Raw genomic sequence first — 23,686 nt, 5'->3', positions numbered from 1 at the left:
AGGGAGCAATAAAGGAGAGCAATTTTATACAAGCAATAAAGTGGTACTGAAGTGGAGAGTCTGTGTGAATGCACAACGCAAATAATCTTTTTAATACAAATTAATCGTCCCGGGACAACAGAACTTGAGCTTATTGCAAAATAGGAGTTATATCATCAAATAATGATTAAATTTATTTGAAATTTCCTATGCAGGAAGCTGGTTTGAGCATAATTTATCGCTATAAGGCCTGATTGACTTTTCATTGACAATATGTTCCTGTTGTACCTGCAGTAGTTGCGACAAATAAAGAAACACAGGTTGTTGGTTGTACCTTCCGGGCGACGACATCTGAAGTAAAAATTTTTTTACTAAAATAACAAGTTGCACTGACGGCAGTAATGCGGGGATGTCACCTCGTCCAGTGTATGTAGTCTTGTGTTACTACAGTATGTCCAAAATTATTGAGTGGATTTAACCCTGTAACAGTATATAGACAGGGCTATTTCAGCTATCCGTGAAGGCCGGCGGCCAAAAATAAAATTCGGGTTTTCGAAGGAAACCCGCAACCACGGAGATCTGTAGGCGATGTTGAGAGGCTTTGATCGGCTGTTCGCCTTGCTGGCCGCTTCGCTATCTGTCCAATCCGTACTGGCGGAAGAGCAGGCTGTTGAGCGCTGGGGGGTCAATATGCCCAAAGGGGTGACAGAAGTTGCCCAAACGACCTATGAATTACACATGCTGATTTTCTGGATTTGTGTAGCCATTGGTGCTCTTGTGTTTGGTGTCATGTTTTACAGTATGTGGCGTCATCGTAAGAGTAAGGGATACAAGGCTGCACAGTTTCATGAAAGTACAGCTGTGGAGCTGGTGTGGACAATAATTCCCACTGTCATTTTGATTCTCATGGCTATTCCTGCGACCAAAACCCTCTATGAGATCTATGATACCGATAAAGCGGATCTAGATATCATGATTACGGGGTATCAGTGGAAGTGGAAATACGACTATATTGGTTCGGATGTTACTTTTTTCTCAAATCTCTCAACCCCACGCAGCCAAATTAATAACGAACAGCCAAAAAGCCCAAACTATCTATTGGAAGTTGATGAACCCTTGGTTGTTCCTATTAAGAAAAAAATTCGTTTTTTAATTACTGCCAATGATGTGATTCATGCTTGGTGGGTACCTGACCTAGCTGTAAAAAAAGATGCTATTCCAGGTTTCATTAATGAATCCTGGACACGTATTGAAGAGCCTGGAATTTATCGTGGGCAATGTGCAGAACTCTGTGGCAAAGATCATGGATTTATGCCGATTGTTGTAAAAGCTGTTCCCCAAGAAGAGTACAACGCTTGGCTGGATGGGCGAGTAGCCTCTGCAGTAAAAATGCGCGAGCTTACGGGAAAAACTTTTACTTTTGATGAGCTCTTTGCACAAGGGGAAAAAGTCTATAACAGCATGTGTGCAGCCTGTCATCAGCCAAATGGAAAAGGGGTTCCCGGCGTATTTCCAGCGATTGCCGGATCAAAAATTGCGACAGGTCCCCTGAATACCCATCTCGACATAGTCATTGATGGATCACAGGTAAACCCCGCCATGCAAGCATTTGGAGAACAGTTATCTGAGGTGGATATAGCCGCAGTGATAACCTATCAACGCAATGCTTTTGGTAATGAAATGGGCGATACGGTTCAGCCCGTTGATATCCTTAATTTTAAGAATAAGCAGTAAGCGCTAGGGGATTTTAACATGGCACACGGACCTCAAACTGGCTTGAAACGCTGGCTATACACCACAAACCACAAAGATATTGGTACTTTGTATCTTTGGTTCAGCTTTGCAATGTTTTTCCTGGGTGGCTGTATGGCACTCATTATACGTGCTGAGCTTTTCGAGCCTGGACTACAAATCGTACAGCCAGAATTTTTTAATCAAATGACGACCATGCATGGATTAATCATGGTCTTTGGGGCGGTAATGCCGGCATTTGTCGGGCTAGCAAACTGGATGGTCCCGATGATGATCGGCGCTCCAGATATGGCATTACCACGGATGAATAATTGGAGCTTTTGGATTTTACCTTTCGGTTTTGCAATGTTGGCATCGACCCTCTTTATGGAGGGGGGAGCACCTAACTTTGGTTGGACATTCTATGCCCCCTTGTCGACAGAATATGCACCACCGAGCGTCACATTTTTTATATTTTCCATTCATATTCTGGGTGCATCTTCCATTATGGGAGCCATTAATATCATAGCGACCATTCTGAATATGCGTGCTCCAGGCATGACTTTAATGAAAATGCCGCTTTTCGTCTGGACCTGGTTGATCACTGCTTATCTTCTAATCGCAGTGATGCCAGTACTAGCTGGTGTAGTGACGATGATGCTGATGGATATCCACTTTGGTACCAGTTTCTTCAGTGCTGCAGGTGGTGGCGACCCAGTTCTATTCCAGCATGTTTTCTGGTTCTTTGGGCACCCAGAGGTATACATCATGATCTTGCCTGCTTTCGGTATTATTTCGGCAATCATTCCCACTTTTACGCGTAAACCACTATTTGGATATAGTTCCATGGTTTATGCCACAGCTGCAATTGCATTCCTCAGCATGATTGTGTGGGCTCACCATATGTTTACAGTGGGTATGCCTATAGCCGGTGAGCTGTTCTTTATGTATGCCACTATGCTGATTTCAGTACCCACGGGTGTGAAAATTTTTAATTGGGTTTCTACCATGTTTAGAGGCTCCATGACATTTGAAACTCCCATGCTGTTCGCTATAGCTTTTATTATTCTGTTTGCTATTGGCGGATTCTCAGGATTGATGTTGGCCATTGCTCCAGCGGATTTCCAGTATCATGATACCTACTTTGTAGTTGCCCATTTCCATTACGTACTGGTTCCTGGGGCTATCTTTTCCATTACGGCAGGGGTTTATTACTGGTTGCCCAAGTGGACAGGGAATATGTACAACGAAACTATGGGGAAAGTGCATTTCTGGTTAGCTTTCATCGGATTGAATTTAACCTTTTTCCCGATGCATTTTGTCGGTCTGGCGGGTATGCCCAGAAGAATTCCAGACTACGCACTACAATTCGCTGACTTTAATCAGATGGCCAGTATGGGGGCATTTCTTTTCGGTGCGGCTCAGGTGGTATTCCTCTTTAATGTGGTACGTACAGTCATGGGTGGTAAAAAAGCCACTGATAAAGTATGGGATAACCCGGAGGGGTTGGAATGGACGGTGCCATCACCGGCTCCCTATCACACCTTTGGTACCCCTCCGGTTATTCGTTAATTTCTGGTTCTTGTGCCGATGAAATTTAGCGAAAATACGAAAGTTTCTGCGAAACTGCTGGCGCTTGCCGCCAGCATGCTGGTGTTCGCCATATTCGTGATGCCACCACTTTATGATGCTTTTTGCGAGATTACTGGGTTGAATGGTAAAACTGGCGGGCGTTACGAAGCGGTCCCTGCTGCTATCGATACCAGCAGGTCTATCACCGTTCAGTTTATTGCGAGTAATAACGACAATATGCCTTGGAAGTTTTCTCCCAGTGTAATGTCGGTGGAAGTCCATCCAGGTGAGGTTATGGATACCGTTTTTATCGCTTTTAATCCTACTGGAAGGGATATGATCGGTCAGGCCATTCCCAGCTTGGTTCCTTTTAAAGCCGCGGAATACTTTCACAAAACTGAATGTTTTTGCTTCAATCAGCAAATTTTAAAAGCGGGTGAACAGGCAGAGTTACCATTGCGATTTATCGTTGATCCCGAGATTCCTAACAGTGTAAATACCATAACCCTTTCCTACACGCTGTTCGATGTTACGGAAAGAATTTCTAAAAATATCGAAAAAAATAACGAGCCCGAGCGAGAGGGATAAAATTCATGGCTAGTGAAAGCAGTTATTATGTTCCAGAACAATCCAAGCTGCCGATATTTGCCACTATAGGTTTGTTTTTAATTGCCTTTGGTGCTGCAAATTGGATCAACGGTGGTAGCTCCTATATTTTCTTTACCGGTGCGCTGGCTTTGGCTACAGTCTTATGGTTCTGGTTTGCAGCGGTAATCAGAGAAAATATGGCTGGTCTGAACAGTGAACAGTTAAAGAGATCTTATGTCTGGGGAATGGGATGGTTTATTTTCTCTGAGGTTATGTTTTTTGCTGCATTTTTTGGGGCCCTATACTACATAAGAAATTTCTCTGTTCCTTGGTTAGCTGGGGAAGGCGATAATGGAATATCCAACATGTTGTGGGAGGGGTTTGAGAATACTTGGCCTCTCTATGTGACTCCGGATGCAGCAGCTCATGGTGATACAGCACAATTTATAGGACCTAAAGATGTTATTGATCCATGGCATTTACCTCTTTGGAATACAATAATTCTTTTATCTTCCAGCGTTACCGTACATTTCGCTCATGTGTTTCTTAAAAAAGGTGAGCGTGGGAAATTTAATCTGTGGTTGGGAGGAACTGTTCTTCTAGGTTTCATATTTTTATATCTTCAGGCGCAAGAATACTATGAAGCCTATCAACATCTTGGACTCACTTTAGAGTCAGGAATTTATGGCACAACTTTTTTCATGTTGACGGGTTTCCATGGAGCTCATGTAACTCTGGGAACGATAATGCTGCTCATAATGTTGTTACGTTCTGTAATCGCACATCATTTCAAACCCAATGATCATTTTGGCTTTGAAGCAGCAAGCTGGTACTGGCATTTTGTAGATGTTGTCTGGGTTGGCTTATTTATTTTTGTATATGTGCTAGGCGCATAATTTATAAGTACATAGGATTCGCCTCAGGTTGAATTAACTTGAGGCGATATAAACTAATATTTATCTGTCCAGGGGGCAGTATTAGCCAAAATGCCGCTTTCGAAGCCATACCAGATGGCTAATAAAAGAAGTGCGGCAAGAGAAATCCGTATACCTAAAGCATAAAGAGTACGTTTAGACTGGGGAGCACCCATATCTCGCAGTAGAAAAAATAAAGCACTGGATAGGCTCACCAGTATCGCGAGAAAAAGAACGACTATAACGATTTTTAGCCACATGTAATTATTTTCCATTATTTTATGTAGTAGCACATGACAGTAGAGATACCATCAGTTTCTTCAGATAATACCAGTGTATCATTGATTCGTAACTGGTCGATCACCCTGTTTTCTTTTGGGTTTATTCCAGTTTTTGTGTTGTTGGGATTTTGGCAGCTCGGTAGAGCTGATGATAAGAGAATCATAGATTTAGAAATCAATTCAAGATTGTCATCCCAACCAGAAAATCTACATTTAGTTACGAATTTAAAAAGATTCCTGCCTGTAAAATTAGATGGAAATTATTCTGATGAATATTTCTTATTGGATAATCGAACTCGCACTGGAAAGGTAGGGTATGAGGTTCTTCAAGTCTTTATATCTGGTGAACAGAGATGGCTAATAAATAGAGGCTGGATTCCATTTTCAGCTAGCCGGGATGTAATGCCTGAAGTTAATTACCCTAAAGATAAGATAAAAATCAATGGGTTTTTATACCCGGTTGAAAACTTAAAATCTATAGAGACTAAAGAAAAAATAATAAATCGTAGAATACAGATTGTTAATAAAGAAATTGTTCAGAATATGACGCTCAGCAATAACAACTGGATCGTTAGGTTAAGTGCTGACTCAGAATCAGCATTCATAACTGATTGGCAATTAGTAAATAGCAGCGTGGATCGACATATCGCTTATTCGATTCAATGGTTTGCTATGGCTACAGCTTTATTTTTTCTTTGGCTTTTTACTGCTACCAATTTTATAAAAATAAATAATTAGGGGTATGATAATGGAAGGAAGAGAAGGGTCCTCCACTCTGCAAGAAAATGGAGAAATAATAACAAATTCTTCTTCAAAAAAAATACAGATATTTTCTATTGCAGCATCGGTATTTCTGCCGATTGTTGCAGCTTATATAGTGTTTTATACGGGAGTGGGAATACCTGATGGAACAACTAATCAAGGTGAGTTACTTCAACCACCGATTAATTTTAATGATTTAAAAATATCTTCACTTGAAGAGGAGACACAGTTAATTGGGGGGGAACACCAAAAGTGGAGATATCTCATTATAAGTCCTTCAGACTGTGGTGAGGACTGTGAAAAACTATTATATACCAGTCGCCAAGTGCATATCCGATTGGGTGAGAAAGCCAGCCGAGTTGAGAGGCTTCTTGCAACTCATCATTCCATGACTGAAGAAAAAAAAGAAAAACTACAGTTAGAACATCCTCGTCTAAAGATTTTCAGATTGAATGACAATAGCGTAAATACGCTACATGAACTGACCGACCATAAAAAAATTGATGATGTTAAAGCAATATTAATAGATCAGGAAGGATTCGCAATGATGATCTATGACAACCAACATAGTGGTAATCAACTATTGAAAGATATCAAACGCCTATTGAAGTACTCCTATGAAAAATAATGGAGAGTGACATGGAATCGTCAGAAAAAAAGAAAATAAAGCAACCTATAAAAGAGCAATTTGGTTGGCGTTTGAAGTTAACATTGGCTGGATGTGTCTTAGCCATAATTGTTGTTACTTTAGGAGCATTTACTAGGCTTGTTGATGCTGGGTTGGGCTGCCCCGATTGGCCTGGTTGTTACGGCCATCTTACTTGGCCAGATAAAAATCATGAAATTCAAGCGGCTAACTATGCATTTCCAGATACGCCTGTAGATACTAGCAAAACTTGGCCTGAAATGGTGCATAGATACTTTGCAGGCATCCTGCTTTTATTAGTCGCTTCACTTGTTTACATATCCTGGCGTAATCCTAAACAACGCACTTTTAAACAGATACATTTTTTGATGGCCCTGATTACTTTGCAAGCGGCTTTCGGTATGTGGACTGTCACCTTGAAGTTATGGCCTCAGGTTGTCACTGCGCACTTACTAGGAGGAATGGCAACATTATCTATGCTGTGGTTACTCGTAGAAAGAATGAGATATGACAAATTATCAGGTCAATTTAAAAATTACCGTAAACTTCATAATTTATTACCACTTGTCGTTTTGACTGCTATAGCAGTAGTTGTTCAGATAGCCTTGGGAGGCTGGACGAGTTCAAATTATGCTGCACTTGCCTGTCCAGACTTCCCCACGTGTCATGGAGAGTGGCTTCCTAAAGCTGATTTTAAGGAAGGGTTTAATATCCTCCAACAAATTGGGCCAAATTATTTAGGTGGTGCTTTGGAAAGTGATGCACGTACGGCTATTCACTTTATTCATCGTATCGGCGCTTTAATCGTGACCGGACTAGTCCTTAGCCTTTCATTTTTTTCCTGGAAAGCTGGTGAGTATCGTTGGGCCCTTATATTGATTGCTTTGATAGGGATGCAGGTAAGTTTGGGTGTCGCAAATGTAATTATGTTTTTACCACTATCAATTGCTGTTGCTCATAATGCCGGTGCCGCATTTCTATTATTAGGTATTTTAACTTTCTGTTATCGTATTTACTCAGCTGGCTCTATTGAAGTACGAGAAAATAATTCTAAAAAAAATAGAATTATAAAAGATTCAGAATTGGCTGCCGAGTTGTAATGATCTATGTCTTATCAAGGAAGAATTAGAGAAGAAGAATATTATGGCTATACAAACTGCTAAATTGAGCTTCACTAACTGGCGTGATTATTATGAACTGACTAAACCCAGAGTAGTCATGCTGATGATTCTTACATCTCTGATTGGTATGTTGTTAGCTGTTCCAGGAATGGTTCCGTTAGAAATTTTAATATTGGGTAATTTAGGTATTGCCCTTTGTGCTGGTAGCGCTGCAGCGATTAATCATCTGGTTGATCGTTACATTGATACAAAAATGGCGCGTACTAGCAATCGCCCAGTCGCAAGAGGAAGAGTTGAGCCACGCAAGGCCATACTATTTTCTCTGTTGCTGGGTATTCTTGGTATGGCAGTGTTAATGGTATTTGTGAATGTCTTAACTGCTTGGTTAACACTGATATCTCTGATTGGTTACGCTGTTATTTACACTATGTTTTTAAAGCATGCCACACCTCAGAATATTGTCATTGGCGGACTCGCTGGTGCAGCACCGCCACTACTCGGCTGGACAGCGGTAACTAATGAAATTCATCCACATGCCCTGTTACTGGTACTGATCATATTTGCCTGGACACCTCCGCACTTTTGGGCACTAGCAGTGCATAGGAAAGAGGATTACGCCAGAGCAAAAGTTCCTATGCTTCCAGTTACTCACGGTGTGCCATACACAAATCTGCATATTTTACTTTATACATTTATTTTATTTGCAGTTAGCTTACTTCCTTTTGCGACTGCAATGTTAGGTTGGTTATATCTTCTTGGGGCGGTGGTGCTAGGTCTTGGGTTTATATATTGGAGTTTGGTAATGCTACGGGGTCGAGACCCCAATGCGGGAATTGAAACCTTTAAGTATTCTATTATTTATCTGATGGCTTTATTTTGCATTATGTTGTTGGATCACTATTTAATATCGGTGTAAAAAATGACTAATTTTCATAAGATGGCTGAGCCTAAATTCATACAACGCCAAAAGCGTGGTGTTCGTATAACGATTACGGTTTTACTGATGTTTATTGTGGCAGTTTTGGTTGGCTTTGTTCATAAGTTAAGTCAGCCAAGGATATTAAGTGATTCTGAGCTTCGCATAAATGGTGCCGTAAAATTACAGCGAGCAAGAATTTTAGATAATTTTCAGTTAATCGCCGATACAGGCAGTGCATTCGAAACAAAAAATTTGAAAGGCCAATGGACTTTCATATTCTTTGGATTTACCCATTGTCCCGATGTTTGCCCTACAACTCTGTCGAGTCTCAATAGTTTCTATAAACTCCTTGATGAAGATATTCGTGCAGATACCGATGTTATTTTAGTTTCGGTTGATCCTGCCAGAGATAAACCACTGATCTTACATGATTATGTTCGATATTTTAATAATGATTTTCTCGGTGTTACTGGCAATTTCATAGAAATAAAGCGTTTTGCTAGTCAACTTAATGTTCCTTTTAATAAAGTTATTCTAGGAAATAATGATTATACGATGGATCATGGTTCTCAAGTTGTATTAATAAATCCCCTTGGACATTACCATGCTTTCTTTAGAGCGCCACTAGATCCGGCAAAAATGAAATTAACCTATCGTTCGATTCGTGCCACTTTTAATGGTTAATTTACATATTGGTGTATTCCCATAAATTACTCTTTGACCTGTGTATACTTTGATGTAAGGAAGTAAAGTGCAGTTGAAAAGCCTTGACAAGGTTCACTCAACGGATGTTTCTAAAGTCCCTTGGGGTGCACCACTTATATTATCCTTATGTATTATTCCTTTTGGCTGGGCTGGCTTTCTTGCACCTCTTACCTGGATCGCTTTAACCACATTTGAAATATGCCGAGGGTGGAGGCGTACGGCTTTATATTTTGTTTGTATTGCCCTTATGCTGTTGGCCGGCTTTAATATCATTCCTGGTAGTGAGCGAATTCAAATTTTAACTCCCTACTCAGATAGTGCAGGGAATTTGATATATGCGAGTTTCAATATTGGTAAAGCATTAGTTGCTATTGGCTTACTCGCTTTTATGCTTCGTCAAAAACAAACCGTACGACCTATCGATTTATTTTTTTTAATAATTACTATTGCTATTCCAATCACTATTGGGTTGGTTTTGTATGGTCCTTCGGTAAAAATATCTAATGTTATATTAATAGCAGCAGTTATCAATCTTTTAGTCGTATGTATTAGTGAGGAAGGCTTTTTTCGCTGGGTGTTACAAAGAGGATTAGAAGAATCCCTTGCTGAGTGGCGATGGCTTTCTGTTCCAATAGTCACAGCTATTTTTACCATGCTTCATGTTGGGTGGTCTGCAGATACATCAGCAGTTATTCTACTTGGTTTAGCCTCTTTTTGTTATGCAATTCTCTGGTATTTACGTAGAAATTTTTGGCTTTGTGTGATGGCTCACTGGGCGGTCAATGTATTTCATATGTTATTACTCCCTTATCCTCTTCCGGCTTAAAACTGAAAAGTGATAATAATCTATCCAAGATATTTGTTGAAGCGTACTGATAATGTTCAAGTTTTTACCGAAGATCTTATTCACGTTTACTATTTGATTGGAAGATTCTTATGAAAAAATGCTTGGCTTTTATTTTTATATTCTTATCGGCTTGTGATGAGTGGAATGTTGAAAATCACCATGCACTTGCGAAAAAACTTGTACTGGAAAATATGTTAGTGGATGGTCATATAGATGCTCCATATAGGTTGTCGAAAGAAAATGTTGATGTTGGTTCCAGTGTAGAAGGTGGAGACTTTGATTATCATAGGGCCATCAAAGGTGGTTTAAACGCTCCTTTTATGTCGATCTACATACCTGCTGAAAAGGAAATTGATGGAACTGCTAAGGATTATGCAGACCAGCTGATTACTAATATCGAGACATTGGTAGAAATGCATCCCGAAAAATTTGCGATTCCTAAATCTTTAAAAGAATTAAAAGCTCAAGTTGAGCGGGGTAAAATTTCACTACCTCTGGGCATGGAAAATGGTGCAGGTGTTGACGGAAGCTTAGATAATTTAAGGCATTTTTATAACCGCGGAGTTCGCTATATTACCCTAACCCACTCTAAGAGTAATCATATCTCGGATTCTTCCTATGATGAGTCAAGGCCGTGGAAAGGATTGAGTGAGTTTGGTAAGGATCTAGTGAGAGGGATGAATGCACTAGGTATTATGATTGATGTGTCCCATATTTCTGATGAGGCCTTTTGGCAGGTAATGGAAATTTCATCAGTTCCTGTAATCGCCTCACATTCCTCAGCGAGACATTTCACCCCAGGTTTTGAGCGCAATATGAGTGATGCAATGATAACTGCGCTTGCAAAGCAGGGCGGGTTGATTATGGTCAATTTTGGTTCAACATTTATTAGTGCTAAATCTAGAGATTCCTATAACTCAATTAGTCGGCTGACTGAAAAATATATTAAAGAAAATAACTTAGATATACATAGTCCGGAAGTTGAAAAATATACAGAAACGTTACATCAGGATATGTTTGTCTATGCCGATTTAAGTGATGTACTTGATCACTTTGATCATATTCGCGATTTAGTTGGTGTTGACCATATTGGAATAGGCTCAGATTTTGATGGTGTTGGTGACAGTTTACCTGTTGGGTTGAAAGACGTTTCAGAATATCCAAACCTTGTCTTTGGTTTACTTGAACGAGGTTATAGTGAAGAAGACATCAAAAAGATCCTCGGGTGTAATCTACTGAGAATCTGGCAAAGCAATGAAGAGTATGCGACTTCACAAGGGCACTGATTTAGACATTGACCTCAAGTTGGTGAGCTATGCTTTTAGCAATTTTATAAATTTTACTGTCGAACCTGAAAACAGGTCTTTTGAAGAGATTAATTTTTATGTTTCCTCGGCTGAGGAAGGCACGGCTTTTTCTTGGTTGGCTTGGTCTTTTAATTGCTATGCCATTTTTTCTTTGGGGATTGGCAAGTATACTAAATATTGTTCCATCAATAATTCAATATTTTGGGATTCAAGGGATAGGTATTCCCGCGATGATTACAATATCAGGGTTGTTATTAGCTGCGGTAGGGTTTTGGGACTATGATTAAATTTGGCGGTTAAATCAATGTTGAAGGCATCTGATTTCTTTATTTTATTGGCTGTTCTGATCTCATTTTTTTTATCTGGGTACTTATGGTTTAACGGCTATAAGGAACAGGGTATTTTTACTGCCTTATGGGTGCCCAGTATTTTAAGTTTTGGCATCTACTTTAAAGTATCAGCCCTTCTGGCAAGAAGATAAAGGCTATGTCTGATACATTAATTTTGATAATAGGAATTGGCGTATCTATCTGTATATTAATAGGGGTAGGACTGACTATCTATGAATTCTATAAGGCGGGTTATGAGCCAGTTGGAGATCGATCGAAGAAGAATAAGTCTATTAAATAATTTCGAGAAACTTATAAGATAAAAAGGGAAGCCAATGGCTTCCCTTTTTGTTTGCGAAAGCCCTTTGATTAGAAGCTATAAGTCATTTTTCCGTAGATAAAGCGTCCGCGTGGATCATGCTGTGATTCTACATAACCATAAAGATCTGTATCGCCATCACCAATAGCGAAGGGTGGTTCTTCATCAAAGACATTATCCGCGCCAAGACTCAAAATCATATTTTCGAAACCGGTATAGCGTGCCTGTAAATTCATGGTCAGGAAGGAGTCTACAGTACGGGAACTATTAGTGTCATAGTCAAGAGTACCATCGAAGTCGATATCCGGCGTATCCTCAAATTCACCTATATAGCTCAGTCCTGTACTAAAGCCGAAGGTACCGAAGGTCCAGTCAGCGGTAGCGTTCCAGCGATGCTGTGGATATTCGTACTCTCCGGCTAGATCTCGGGTAAGGAAGGAACTGCCTTCTGAGTTAAGTTCTACTCTCTCAAACTCCGCCAGATAGGAATAATCTAAGCGAAGTCCTAACTCACCGCCTGCTATCTCAAGTCCACTGTATACAACACTTAAGTCTACCCCCGATACTTCCTGCTCTCCGATATTGGTAAAACCGCTGCGAATAGACTGTAGTGATCCTAAAGATTGGCCTTGGAGTGGAGTATTGCGTCGGCAGATTGTGCTGTTTTGATCGTTACAATTAAGGTTATAGATGTAACCAAATGGAACTTCATCAATCTTACCCTCCTGAGTAATATTCCAATAGTCCAGAGATAGCTGCAGACCATCAATAGGCTCGTAAACGGCACCTATATTGTAGGACTCGGACTCTTCTGCATCGAGGTCTGGGTTTTCTGAATAGATAATTGTGTAATCGAGTTCAATACAATCTTCACTATTAATATCATTAGCTTCACAGCCATAGGTATCTGCAAAGAATACGGATTCTTGCGAGTCACCAAGACCTATTTGAGCGAGTGACGGTGCTCGGAAGCCGGTGCCCCAGGATGCTCTAAGAGATAATTGATCAGTGGCAGTCCACAACAGCTTGGCCATTGGGTTAGTGGTGTTGCCAAAGTCGCTGTAATCGTCGTAACGAGCGGCCAAAGTTAGGTCGAAACTGGCAGGAAGGGGGATGGCTACTTCGACATAAGCCGAGGAGATATCACGGCTGGCACTGGCGGATACGGACTCAGTGCCAAAAATGAGCCCACGCTGGAATTGATCATCGGGGATGTCGGAAGCTTTTTCTTCACGATATTCCAAGCCAGCTGCTATAGCAATGGTACCGCTGGATGTTTCGAATAAATTGCCATTGATTGTGAAATCGTAGCTGGTCAGTTCAGACTTGCCCTGACGTACTAGGTTGGTGGTGATGGCATCAATCACTGAATCAGGATTTTGTACTCCACCAAAGGGATTATAATTACCCGCATTAATCTGCTCTTGCAGCAGGTCGGTGCGTACCCAGCCTTGGGATTTGCTCCCGGTTTGTTTGGACTCGCTACGGGAGCGTTGTATGGATGTCTCCCAGTCCCAATCTGCGATAGAACCACGTAGCCCGAATACACCGCGCAAGTTGTCAGTTTCTATATCCCATTGGCGTGCCCCAGCATCTACAGTGCGGTAAAAGGCGATATCGACATCTTCTCCAAAGGGGTTATTAGGGTGGTCTGCGGGTACATAGAGGCCCGCATCTGCATCCAGAGGCGTAGGAGCACCTTGAGCTACAGAAGTATTATGCTGAACTGCTATTTCGCTAAAAAACTCTATGTTGTCATTTAACTGCTTATGACCCAGCATTAATAATCCAGTGCGTTCCGCTTCGGGTGTAATCAAAGTCCAGGGGCCATAATCATACTTACACACGCTGCCAGATTTGTTGACAGCTATGCGATCTTCGGGACAGCTGGGATCTTTTGTTGTTTTGTCAGCCATTGGTAGAATGAAACTTCCGGGAAATCCACGGGCTGAGCGAAAGTCCATACCACCTCGGCTGGATTGGTTAGCGGTACCTAAACTACTGCGTTCGGTACTATCTAAGCGACTATTTTTGTGGTGGTCAAAAATAACAGTGAAATTGGAGTTTTCCCCATTGATACCCCACACAGCAGAGAAAGACTGTTCGTCATAGCCATCTGCACTGCCGTAGTCCATAGAAACTTCAGTGCCTTCGAAATCTTTGCGTAGCACTAGATTGACTACACCGGCTACCGCATCAGAGCCGTAAATGGCGGAGGCACCATCCTTCAAGACTTCCACACGCTCAACAGCGGCCAACGGAACACTGTTGATATCGACGAAGTTGGTGGTTATCCCTTCGGCAAAGGCACTGATAGCGACACGGCGACCATTAACTAGCACCAGAGTTGCATCAGCCCCCATACCACGCAAACTCACCGCAGCTGCACCGTTAGCGGTGGAATCCTGGTTGTTGCCGCGGGTGGAGAAAGTGCCGTTACCGGCGGCGGGGTTTTTCTCAAACAGTTGCTGTAGGTTGGTATAACCGGATTTCTCGATGCTCTCGCGGTCCATTACCTGGATCGGGGTAGCATTTTCAAATTCAGAGTTGCGGCTGATGCGGGAGCCGACAACGGAGACCTCTTCAATAGCACCTTCCTCGGCAGCGAAGAGAGCCTGTGGAGTTGTTGAAGCGGCCGTGGCCAAAATGGCAGAGGCCAACACATTGCGACGGAGAGTGAATTTTTCCATGTTTATTGCTCAACTTTTTTATTGTCATAGTCCATGACTGGCCCAAATTGGCTGGTCGTCGAGCAACACTAGCAATGGCGGAAAACTGAAACAATTAGCTCAGAGCTGGGCAAAGACCCTGTGGATAAATGGGTGAAGTGAGTCGCTTTTTTTGGATGAAATAAACGCCAAAACTACTAAAGGCAGTGTATTAGAAGCTGTGGCAGCGCTTAAAGGCTGTAAAAAGGAGCACTAGTAATTTTGAAGTGGATGTAGTTGGCTACAGAGAAAAAACACAGCCGCTGCCAGGACAATAGAGGGCCCGGCTGGCGTGTCCCATAAAATAGAGGCGAGCAAGCCGAGCACTACGGCGAGGCAGCCGATCAGGGATGCCAGCAGCGCCATTTGCTCTGGAGTGCGGGAGAGCCTGCGCGCGGCAGCAGCGGGAATAATCAGCAAGGCGGTGATCAGCAACACACCAACCACTTTCATGGCAATGGCAATTAGCAGGGCCAACATCAGCATTAGCGCCATGCGTATTCTTTCTACCGGTACACCTTCCACCGAGGCCAGCTCCTCGTGCAGAGTGAAGGCTAATAATTTTTCCCATATCCAATAAAGCAGACCGAGGATGCCCACGGCAGTAACAGACATCAGCACCAAATCTTGGCTGCCTACGGCGAGTAAGTCGCCGAGTAACAGGGAGAGTAGGTCCACTTTAATTTCGAACAGGCTGACTGTCACGATTCCAAGAGCGAGCATCGAGTGGGAGAGAATCCCCAATAGAGTATCCACGGCTAACTTCTGCCTGCGCTGCAGGTACACCAGTAGAATTGCCAGCAAACAGCAGGTTGCGCCAACGGCGAGGGTGGGCATGATGTGTAGTACAAAGCCGAGGGTGACACCGAGCAAGGCTGAGTGTGCCAGTGTGTCACCGAAGTAAGCCATGCGCCGCCAGACGGCAAAACAGCCCAGTGGGCCGCTAACTAATGCGACTAGCAGACCGGCACCCAGGGCATACCAGAGAAATTGGCTGTGCAGTAATTCGCCGAATTCGACCACTTAATATTGCTCTCTATTTTTGCCGTTCGACTTTGCACCAGAGTGATTGCACTCTCCGGCAATATCGCCACTCAGTTTGTGCTGATGGTTATGCTGGTGGGTATAGGGAGCCACGGTATCGCCAAAGAGCGCCAGGTAGGCGGGATCTTTACTCACCTGTTCCGGGTGTCCGTGACAGCAGATGTGTTGATTGAGACACAGCACCCTGTCGGTGGCGGCCATCACCAGATGTAAATCGTGCGACACCAGCAGCACTCCGCAGCCCAGCTCATCGCGAAGGGTGGCTATCAATTGATACAGCTCACTCTGCCCACCAACATCGACGCCCTGGGTGGGCTCATCCAGTACCAGTAATTGCGGTTTGCGGGAGGCGGCGCGAGCGAGTAGTACTCTCTGCATCTCCCCGCCAGAGAGGTTTGCCAGGCTGGCTTGTAACAGCTGCCCGGCACCCACCCTATCCAGTGCAGCCTGTGCTTGAGTAGTCTTTATTCCCGGCTGGCCCATTTGTAGGAAGCGCTGCACGGACATGGGCATCGAGTTGTCTATGTGTAAGCGCTGGGGCATATAACCGATTCGCAAGCCCGGTTGGCGCCAGACGGTGCCACTTGTAGGCTTGGTCAGCCCCAGTAATAGTCGCAGCAGGGTGGTCTTGCCGGCGCCATTGGGGCCGATCAGGGTGACAATCTCCCTCTGAATCAACTCCACGGAGATATCCCGGAGTAATTGCCGGCCGGCGAGTTGTAGCGCGACACGGTCGGCGGTAATTAGCGGCGGGGAAGGGTTCAGGACAATATCTCCGGGACGGGCGTGAAAAACCGTATGTTTGTGGCCTCCAAGCGAGGACTCAAAAGGAGAGTCTGTCACCAGTCGGGCTGGCGGCACGAAGCCGGTTGTGATTATATCTCAGTTTTGCGTCGCCAAATGTCTCTCATGTCTCCCTCTTCGCGTGTTTTCTACTTTTCCGCCCTGATGTTGTTCTGCCTCAGCCTGCTGGCCTGTGGTAAATCGCAGCCCATGGAGCGCACAGAGCTGGTGGTGAGCGTGCGCCCGCTGGCACTGATCGCACGGGAAATTGCCGGTGATAACCTGCCGGTGAAAATATTAATCCAGGGGGCCGACCCCCACCATTACGCCCCCAGTGTTGCGGAGCGGGCACGTCTGGAGCGCGCCTTATTAATGATTTGGTTGGGGCCGCAGATGGAGGGGCTGCTGGCCGGGCAGGTGAATTCGCTACCCGAAGAAAGGCAATTGCAGTTATTGGGCGCAACTGAATTTGAGTACCAGGGGGCCAATGCAGCCGATCCCCACCTGTGGCTGCGTCCGCGCAATGCGGCATTGGCTGGGGCCCTGATCGCTGAGCGCCTGGCACAATTGCAGCCGCAACAGGCTGAGCTGTATCGCAGTCGCGCCCGCGACTTTTCCCAATCTATGGCCAGCCTTCAGAAAGTGCTGGACCGGGCCCTGTGGGCCTACCGCGATGTACCCATAGTGGTGACCCATGATGCTTATGGACATTTCTTTGGCTCCGCTGGGGTGAATACCCGTGCTCTAAGTAATGGCAGCGGTGGCGGTCGCGGTGCACGCGCCATGTTAGGCCTCAGTGGGATGGGGCGAGGTTGCCTGTTTGGAGAAGTCCCAGAAAATACTCGGGACCGGCAAGTGGCAGAGCATTTGGGGTTGGAATATGTCGCTCTGGACCCCCTCGGAGAACAGCTGGGGCCCGATGCCAGCTATCGCGACTTGATCGAGTCACTGTTGGTACAGGCGCGCAGCTGTCTTAGTGAGATACCCGACAGCGGTGTAGATGAAGCAGAGGAGTAAACTGGGCCCCAGGTAATGTGATGTCGACTTGGGAAAAAAAGATGGCCCGACAGTAGAGACGCGGGCCATACCTTGTAACCATACCTTATTAGAGCCGCTTAACCGGCATTACCGGATTTATTTTTGAATTGCAGAAGTTTTTCTGCGCGCGCTGAATCTCGCTCGGCCTTGCGCTGCATCTTTTCCAGTTGACGCATCTGGCGTTGAAATAACGCTTCACTCTGTTCCCTGGTGGCTTCTTCCAGCATCAGCTCGTGACTTGGTATCTGTGGATAATCTGCTGTAGCGGAGACCGTTTGCTGGGACTTTTCCGTTTGGCAGGCAGATACCGCGGCTACTGGCGTTGCTAGAAATGAGGCGGTAAATAGCAGTGCGGCGTACATCACTCCTCTCATAATAAGAATCCTTCCTGTACATCTGTGGGTAACTTTTTTGCGGAAATAAAAGGCCCCGTGCCGCCTGTGGGCGGCCATTGGCATTTGTTTCCGGGGAGTTGGCGATTAATGAAAGTCGCTACCGGCAAGACTAGACAAGCCTGAGCATTTGGTGAGATTGCTGCGTCGATTGTTAGTAACCCAGCGTCGAGATGAGTTGGCTTTGCCGCAGGGGCTGTGGTGGCGGTAAATGTTCTGCCTGGCGCTAGCGAGCGGAAAAACTGTGCAAAGGGGGGTATCCTATCGGCCAATCCAGCGCCGCGAGCGCCCGACAGGACAAATAACAGAATCCCGAGATTTATGAGTAAACAAAGCACCCCTGCCGCCCCGCTGATCCTGGTGGATGGCTCCTCCTATCTGTACCGCGCCTTTCACGCTCTTCCGCCGTTGACCACCAGCCAGGGCAAACCCACCGGCGCCGTGCGTGGTGTGATCAGCATGCTGCGCCGCCACTTGAAGGAGCATCCGCAAAGCCCAGTGGTAGTGGTGTTTGATGCGAAGGGAAAAACCTTTCGCGATGAGATGTTTGCCGAATACAAGTCCCATCGCCCTCCCATGCCGGACGACCTGCGCGAGCAAATTCAGCCGATCCACGATATTATCGATGCCATGGGGTTACCGCGCCTGGTGGTAGATGGGGTCGAGGCGGACGATGTGATCGGCACCCTGGCCCTGGAAGCCCAGCGTAAGGGCCAGGAAGTGATTATCTCCACCGGTGATAAAGACATGGCGCAATTGGTGCGCCCCGGCGTCACTCTGGTCAATACCATGTCCAACACGGAGATGGATAGCGAAGGGGTTGTGAAGAAGTTTGGCGTTGGGCCGGAGTTGATTATCGACTTCCTCGCCTTGATGGGGGATAAATCCGACAATATTCCCGGTGTCCCCGGAGTAGGGGAAAAGACGGCGCTGGCGCTGCTGCAAAATCTCGGCAGCCTCGAAAATATCTACGCAGACCTGGACGCCATTGCACCGTTGGGATTCCGCGGCGCCAAGACTCTCGGCAAGAAAATGGCCGAACACCGCGAGGCGGCAGAACTCTCCTACAAACTGGCCACCATCAAGACCGATGTGGAGATGCCTTATCACCCACAGGATCTGCATAATGCGGATCCCAATACCGATGCCTTGAAAGAGTTGTTCACCCAGAATGAATTTCGCGGCTGGCTGGAAGAGCTGACCAGTGAAGAGTCTGAAGAGGCCATGGCTGAGGCGGTTGAGCGGGATTATGTCATCGTTACCGAGATGACTGAATTCGACGCCTGGCTTGAACAGCTCAAGGCATCTGAGATCTTTGCTTTCGATACCGAGACCACCAGTCTTAACTATATGCAGGCAAAACTAGTGGGGGTGTCTTTTGCGGTAGAGCCTTACCGTGCCGCTTATGTGCCTCTGGCCCACGACTACATGGGCGCACCTGAGCAGCTGCCCTTCGATGAGGTTCTCGCCAAGCTGAAACCACTGTTGGAAGATGAAAAGCAGAAAAAGGTGGGGCAAAACCTCAAATACGACAGTCATATCCTGGCCAACTACGGCATCGAGCTGCGCGGTATCGCACGGGATACGATGTTGGAGTCCTATGTACTGGACAGCACCGGCAGCCGCCACGATATGGACAGCCTGGCACTAAAATACTTGGGCGAGCACACGGTACATTTTGAGGATATCGCCGGTAAAGGTGCCAAACAGCTTACCTTCAACCAGATCGAGCTGGATAAAGCCGGTCCTTATGCTGCTGAAGATGCGGATATCACTTTGCGTCTGCACAATGAGTTGGGCGCACGCCTACAGAGGGAGCCGACGCTGCAAAAGGTACTCGATGAAATCGAGATGCCACTGCTGCCGGTGCTCGCACTTATGGAGCGCAACGGCGCCTATATCGATGCGAAAATGCTCGCCGAGCAGAGTGCCGAACTCGAGCAGAAGATGCGCGCGTTGGAGCAAAAGGCTTACGAGGTGGCCGGTGAGGAATTCAACCTGGGTTCCACCAAGCAGCTGGGAGTCATTCTGTTTGAGAAATTGCAGATCCCGGTGATCAAGAAAACCCCCAAGGGGGCGCCATCCACTGCCGAAGCGGTACTGCAGGAACTGGCCCACAATCACGAGCTGCCAGCGCTGATCATGCAGTATCGCGGTCTGGCCAAATTGAAGAATACCTATACCGACAAGCTGCCGAAAATGATCGACCCCAGCAGCGGACGGGTGCATACCTCTTACCACCAGGCGGTGGCAGCCACCGGTCGACTGTCCTCCAGTGACCCCAACTTACAGAACATTCCCATCCGCACTGAGGAAGGGCGTCGTATCCGCCGTGCCTTTACTGCGGACCCGCGCATTAATGGCGGTAGTGAAATTATTGCGGCGGACTATTCACAAATTGAGCTGCGCATCATGGCGCACTTGTCTGGGGACAAGGGCTTAGTGGATGCCTTCGCCCACGGAGCCGACATTCACCGCGCCACTGCTGCAGAGGTCTTTGAAGTGGCGCTGGATGAAGTCAGTGATGAACAGCGCCGCCGTGCCAAAGCCATCAACTTTGGCCTGATCTACGGTATGTCAGCGTTTGGCTTGGCCAAGCAATTGGATATCCCACGCGCCGATGCGCAGACTTATATCGACCGCTATTTCGAACGCTATCCCGGTGTGTTGCGCTATATGGAGGATACCCGCCGGCAGGCGGCGGAAAAGGGCTACGTAGAGACCCTATTTGGTCGCCGCTTGTATCTGCCGGAGATCAACTCGCGCAACGGCATGCAACGCCAGGCGGCCGAGCGTACCGCGATCAACGCGCCAATGCAGGGCACCGCCGCAGATATTATCAAGCGCGCCATGATAGCCGTGGATGCCTGGCTGAAAGAGCAGCAGCTGTCGACAAAACTGATTATGCAGGTACACGATGAACTGGTACTCGAAGTGCCTAAGGATGAGGTTGAGACAGTGGCCAGTGGTGTACAGGAGATTATGCAGGGCGCTGCCCAATTACATGTGCCTTTGATTGTGGATCTGGGACGCGGCAAGAGCTGGGATGAAGCGCATTGAGTTTCTCAATTTTAGCGACTGGTTCATCCATTTAGTAAAAGAGCCTGTTCAATGAGATACGCCGGTACAAGATGGCTTAATAGGCGTCTTTTTGATGAAAAAAGTGCCAATAAGTGTGTTTTAGTCGGCGTTTTTGCATTCTTTGCGCGAAATCGTGGAACTGTTCCGGCGACATCCCCTCTAAAAAGGCAAGATCGTTGGAATGCGTCATCATCCCCCAAGGAAGTCAGATGTTTGCCCCGGAACTCCCCCAAGTCCGGGGCATTTTTTTTGCCTTCAAATAAAACCCTTCTACAGCTCTTGCTTTTTCATGGATTAAGCGACACAAGTAATTCCCGCAGGCCCGCTGGCGTTCATCTGGTCTAGTCTGAGCACTACAAAGATTTCATTCGTTTGCCATAACGTCTGGGCGGCTAGGATTATTAACTGCCCTTGTCCCCTGGTTACAGAGAGGGCCATCAATGCAGAACAAAACTATAGCGTTGGCAGCGGAGCACAAAACTCTACAGGCTTCTCTCACGCTGCCCCAGGAAGCGCGTGCGCTGGTGATCTTTGCCCATGGCAGTGGTAGTAACCGCAACAGTCCGCGCAATATCGCCGTGGCTCGACGTCTGAACGATGATGGATTTGCCACACTTTTATTTGATCTGCTCAGCAAAGAGGAAACCCGTGCAGATGAGGCTACCAGTGAATACCGTTTTGATATCGACCTGAGTGCCCGGCGCCTGGTGGAAGTGATCGATTGGGCCGCACATGGGGAAACTACCCGGACTCTGCATATCGGACTATTCGGCGCCAGCACTGGGGCTGCGGCAGCGTTGATTGCCGCCGCCGAGCGTCCGTCTCTGGTGGGTGCGGTGGTTTCACGGGGCGGCAGACCGGACCTGGCCGGTTCCGATCTACCCCTGGTTAAGGCGCCCACGCTGTTGTTGGTAGGCGGTGATGACAAGCAGGTGCTGGAATTAAATAAAGAGGCCCTAAATCATATGGTCAATGAGCCCCGCTTGCACTTGATACCCCACGCCGGTCATTTATTTGAGGAACCCGGTGCCATGGATGAAGTAGTGCGCATGACCGAGCGCTGGTTTCGTGCGAGTTTACTATGAGTAGACTGAAACTATTTAGCCTGGATGCCGGCGCCGATTTTGCTGGTCGTGTGGCTGCAGCCCTGGGTGAACCACTAGCTCGCCACGAAGAGCGATGCTTTGCCGATGGTGAGCATAAAGTGCGTCCATTGGATGATGTCGAGGGGGCGGATGTCTTCCTGGTGCAATCCCTATACAGGGACCATTGCAGTAGTGTCGATGAAAAACTGCTGCGTTGTTTGTTCTTCATTGGCGCACTGCGCGATGCAGGGGCGGCACGTATTACCGCAGTAATGCCCTACCTTTGCTACGGACGCAAAGACCGCCGCACCAAATTACACGATCCACTGCCCACTCGCTATCTGGCCAGCTTGTTTGAGGCCGTGGGGACTCAGGTGGTCGTGACTCTCGATGCCCACAACCTGGCTGCGTTCGAGAATGCTTTTCGCTGCCGCACCTTACATTTGCTGTCGGAATCGCTGTTACTGGAGTTTGCGCTGAGTCAGCTGTTGGCGGAGCCGCGACCACTATCGGTTTTATCGCCGGATGAGGGCGGTATAAAGCGCGCGGAGGCCTTGCGCGAGGCCCTGAGTGAGCGTCTGGGGCGCCCAGTAGGTTGCGCTTTCGTCGAGAAGTATCGCAGTGGAGAAAAAATCAGCGGGGGCACCTTGGTGGGGGAAGTGCAGGGGGCGGTCGTGTTGGTTGTGGATGATCTTATCGCTAGTGGTGCAACGCTCTGTCGGGCGGTGGAAGCTGCCCATGGAGGCGGGGCGCAGCGTATCCTGGCACTGGCCAGCCACGGCCAATTTAGTGGCGATGCTTTCTCAAACTTGTCACAACTACCCTTGGAGGCGGTGGCAGTGACCAACTCTTTACCCCAGTTAAATTTGCCACAGAGTTTCCATCTACTCGACTGCGCCCCATTGATGGCGGAAGCGATTCGGCGCCTGCATGATTGTGGTCCGGTGAGTGAGCTTACACTTTAATTTTTTCAGTAAATTAGTCTTATCGACAAAGTAACTCTCTGCTTCACATCTGTCTTACGCAATTTTGGCGAATAAATACTCCTCTGGAATCCGTTCCATCCCTATCACGCGTTATTTTTTCCGCCCCTGAGCCGCATTTACATTTATTTACTTAAGCAATGGGAACAAATGGGGCAAATGTCCTATCGAATAAAACAGATCATTGTTGCTCCCTAACCCCAAAGCGTTCAGCTTTTTAACCCCGGAATTCCCCAAACCCGGGGTTTTTTTTGTCTGCGCGCAGGAGGATTTGTTTTCCGCCTCTCTGGACCTTTCTCATTAGCTGCTGATTTATTGGTGTCTTTGGAACCTATTTCCGGAAATTAGTGATTAAAGGGCATAGTATTCGCGCACCTCTGATCGTGGTGTTTACTGGCTGGGAAACGAATCTGAGCCAGCCTAACCTTCCAATATGCAAGGTGTTTGCATATGTAGAGGAACCCTCAGACGTACCCGTCCCCCTGGGTGCGTCTGGCAAGTGCCCCACCCCAAGGGCACTGACCCCTAGCCGGCAGCCCCCATCTGCCGGCT

General features: G+C 46.5%; 21 protein-coding genes. 16 read left to right on the top strand and 5 right to left on the bottom strand.

Features of this window, described 5'->3' with window-relative positions:
• Positions 1-567: 567 nt before the first annotated feature.
• From coxB to ACJJH9_RS19785, 4 genes are read left to right on the top strand one after another with little or no spacing between them, the layout of a single operon-like run.
• Entirely contained in the window at positions 568-1,713 is a 1,146-nt protein-coding gene (gene coxB, locus ACJJH9_RS19800) for a cytochrome c oxidase subunit II (RefSeq protein ID WP_252084002.1), read from the top strand.
• An 18-nt stretch (positions 1,714-1,731) separates the two neighbouring features.
• Entirely contained in the window at positions 1,732-3,282 is a 1,551-nt protein-coding gene (gene ctaD / locus ACJJH9_RS19795) for a cytochrome c oxidase subunit I (protein WP_444923773.1), read from the top strand.
• 18 nt (positions 3,283-3,300) lie between these two features.
• A complete protein-coding gene (locus ACJJH9_RS19790; protein WP_444883291.1) occupies positions 3,301-3,870 on the top strand; it encodes a cytochrome c oxidase assembly protein in 570 nt (189 codons plus the stop codon).
• Between the two features lie 5 nt (positions 3,871-3,875).
• Entirely contained in the window at positions 3,876-4,766 is an 891-nt protein-coding gene (locus tag ACJJH9_RS19785; protein ID WP_444923772.1) for a cytochrome c oxidase subunit 3, read from the top strand.
• Between the two features lie 53 nt (positions 4,767-4,819).
• Here the strand turns inward: ACJJH9_RS19785 and ACJJH9_RS19780 are convergent, their stop codons facing one another.
• On the bottom strand, positions 4,820-5,044 hold the full coding sequence (locus tag ACJJH9_RS19780; RefSeq protein ID WP_252086046.1) for a DUF2909 domain-containing protein: 225 nt from the start codon (positions 5,042-5,044) through the stop codon (positions 4,820-4,822).
• Between the two features lie 33 nt (positions 5,045-5,077).
• On the opposite strand from ACJJH9_RS19780, the gene ACJJH9_RS19775 reads away from it, so the two are divergent.
• The 8 genes from ACJJH9_RS19775 (at position 5,078) to ACJJH9_RS19740 (ending at position 11,659) form a co-directional block, all read left to right on the top strand.
• Complete coding sequence (locus ACJJH9_RS19775) at positions 5,078-5,803, top strand: SURF1 family protein (RefSeq protein WP_444923771.1); 726 nt, start codon at positions 5,078-5,080, stop codon at positions 5,801-5,803.
• Positions 5,804-5,813: 10 nt separating this feature from the next.
• The gene (locus tag ACJJH9_RS19770) at positions 5,814-6,455 is read left to right on the top strand and encodes a redox-active disulfide-containing membrane protein (RefSeq protein ID WP_444923770.1); all 642 of its coding nucleotides are present in this window, start codon (positions 5,814-5,816) and stop codon (positions 6,453-6,455) included.
• A gap of 11 nt (positions 6,456-6,466) precedes the next feature.
• A complete protein-coding gene (locus tag ACJJH9_RS19765) occupies positions 6,467-7,573 on the top strand; it encodes a COX15/CtaA family protein (RefSeq protein ID WP_252084008.1) in 1,107 nt (368 codons plus the stop codon).
• Positions 7,574-7,616: 43 nt separating this feature from the next.
• Positions 7,617-8,510 carry a heme o synthase gene (gene cyoE, locus ACJJH9_RS19760; RefSeq protein WP_252084009.1) on the top strand — a complete coding sequence of 298 codons (894 nt, stop codon included), beginning with the start codon at positions 7,617-7,619 and terminating at the stop codon, positions 8,508-8,510.
• 3 nt (positions 8,511-8,513) lie between these two features.
• Positions 8,514-9,197 (top strand): SCO family protein, encoded by a 684-nt coding sequence (locus tag ACJJH9_RS19755; protein WP_444910907.1) that lies wholly within the window; start codon positions 8,514-8,516, stop codon positions 9,195-9,197.
• A gap of 67 nt (positions 9,198-9,264) precedes the next feature.
• Positions 9,265-10,044, top strand: coding sequence for a CPBP family intramembrane glutamic endopeptidase (locus tag ACJJH9_RS19750; RefSeq protein WP_444923769.1), 780 nt, complete (start codon positions 9,265-9,267; stop codon positions 10,042-10,044).
• Between the two features lie 110 nt (positions 10,045-10,154).
• Complete coding sequence (locus ACJJH9_RS19745) at positions 10,155-11,351, top strand: dipeptidase (protein WP_444923768.1); 1,197 nt, start codon at positions 10,155-10,157, stop codon at positions 11,349-11,351.
• Positions 11,352-11,449: 98 nt separating this feature from the next.
• Positions 11,450-11,659 carry a hypothetical protein gene (locus tag ACJJH9_RS19740; RefSeq protein WP_444923767.1) on the top strand — a complete coding sequence of 70 codons (210 nt, stop codon included), beginning with the start codon at positions 11,450-11,452 and terminating at the stop codon, positions 11,657-11,659.
• 411 nt (positions 11,660-12,070) lie between these two features.
• Here the strand turns inward: ACJJH9_RS19740 and ACJJH9_RS19735 are convergent, their stop codons facing one another.
• From ACJJH9_RS19735 to znuC, 3 genes are all read right to left on the bottom strand, one after another.
• Positions 12,071-14,710 (bottom strand): TonB-dependent receptor, encoded by a 2,640-nt coding sequence (locus tag ACJJH9_RS19735; protein WP_444923766.1) that lies wholly within the window; start codon positions 14,708-14,710, stop codon positions 12,071-12,073.
• A 231-nt stretch (positions 14,711-14,941) separates the two neighbouring features.
• Positions 14,942-15,751: a zinc ABC transporter permease subunit ZnuB gene (znuB, locus tag ACJJH9_RS19730; RefSeq protein WP_444923765.1), complete on the bottom strand. Its 810-nt coding sequence runs from the start codon at positions 15,749-15,751 to the stop codon at positions 14,942-14,944.
• A complete protein-coding gene (gene znuC / locus ACJJH9_RS19725) occupies positions 15,752-16,537 on the bottom strand; it encodes a zinc ABC transporter ATP-binding protein ZnuC (protein WP_444925240.1) in 786 nt (261 codons plus the stop codon).
• Positions 16,538-16,681: 144 nt separating this feature from the next.
• Here znuC and ACJJH9_RS19720 point away from each other — a divergent pair, with 144 nt between their 5' ends.
• Positions 16,682-17,572, top strand: a complete 891-nt coding sequence (locus tag ACJJH9_RS19720) for a metal ABC transporter substrate-binding protein (protein WP_444923764.1) — start codon at positions 16,682-16,684, stop codon at positions 17,570-17,572.
• A 98-nt stretch (positions 17,573-17,670) separates the two neighbouring features.
• Here the strand turns inward: ACJJH9_RS19720 and ACJJH9_RS19715 are convergent, their stop codons facing one another.
• On the bottom strand, positions 17,671-17,967 hold the full coding sequence (locus ACJJH9_RS19715) for a hypothetical protein (RefSeq protein WP_444891684.1): 297 nt from the start codon (positions 17,965-17,967) through the stop codon (positions 17,671-17,673).
• Between the two features lie 339 nt (positions 17,968-18,306).
• Here ACJJH9_RS19715 and polA point away from each other — a divergent pair, with 339 nt between their 5' ends.
• The 3 genes from polA (at position 18,307) to ACJJH9_RS19700 (ending at position 23,116) form a co-directional block, all read left to right on the top strand.
• Positions 18,307-21,045: a DNA polymerase I gene (gene polA, locus ACJJH9_RS19710; protein ID WP_444923763.1), complete on the top strand. Its 2,739-nt coding sequence runs from the start codon at positions 18,307-18,309 to the stop codon at positions 21,043-21,045.
• 461 nt (positions 21,046-21,506) lie between these two features.
• A complete protein-coding gene (locus tag ACJJH9_RS19705) occupies positions 21,507-22,151 on the top strand; it encodes a dienelactone hydrolase family protein (RefSeq protein ID WP_444883305.1) in 645 nt (214 codons plus the stop codon).
• Positions 22,148-23,116, top strand: coding sequence for a ribose-phosphate diphosphokinase (locus ACJJH9_RS19700; RefSeq protein ID WP_252084020.1), 969 nt, complete (start codon positions 22,148-22,150; stop codon positions 23,114-23,116). Before ACJJH9_RS19705 ends, ACJJH9_RS19700 begins: the two co-directional genes overlap by 4 nt.
• The last annotated feature ends 570 nt before the right edge of the window (positions 23,117-23,686 follow it).

It is taken from the genome of Microbulbifer mixtoriginis (SeqCode), from assembly GCF_052466715.1.
Note: the sequence above shows the minus strand (reverse complement) of the source record. Positions and strands in the feature narration are given on the sequence as shown.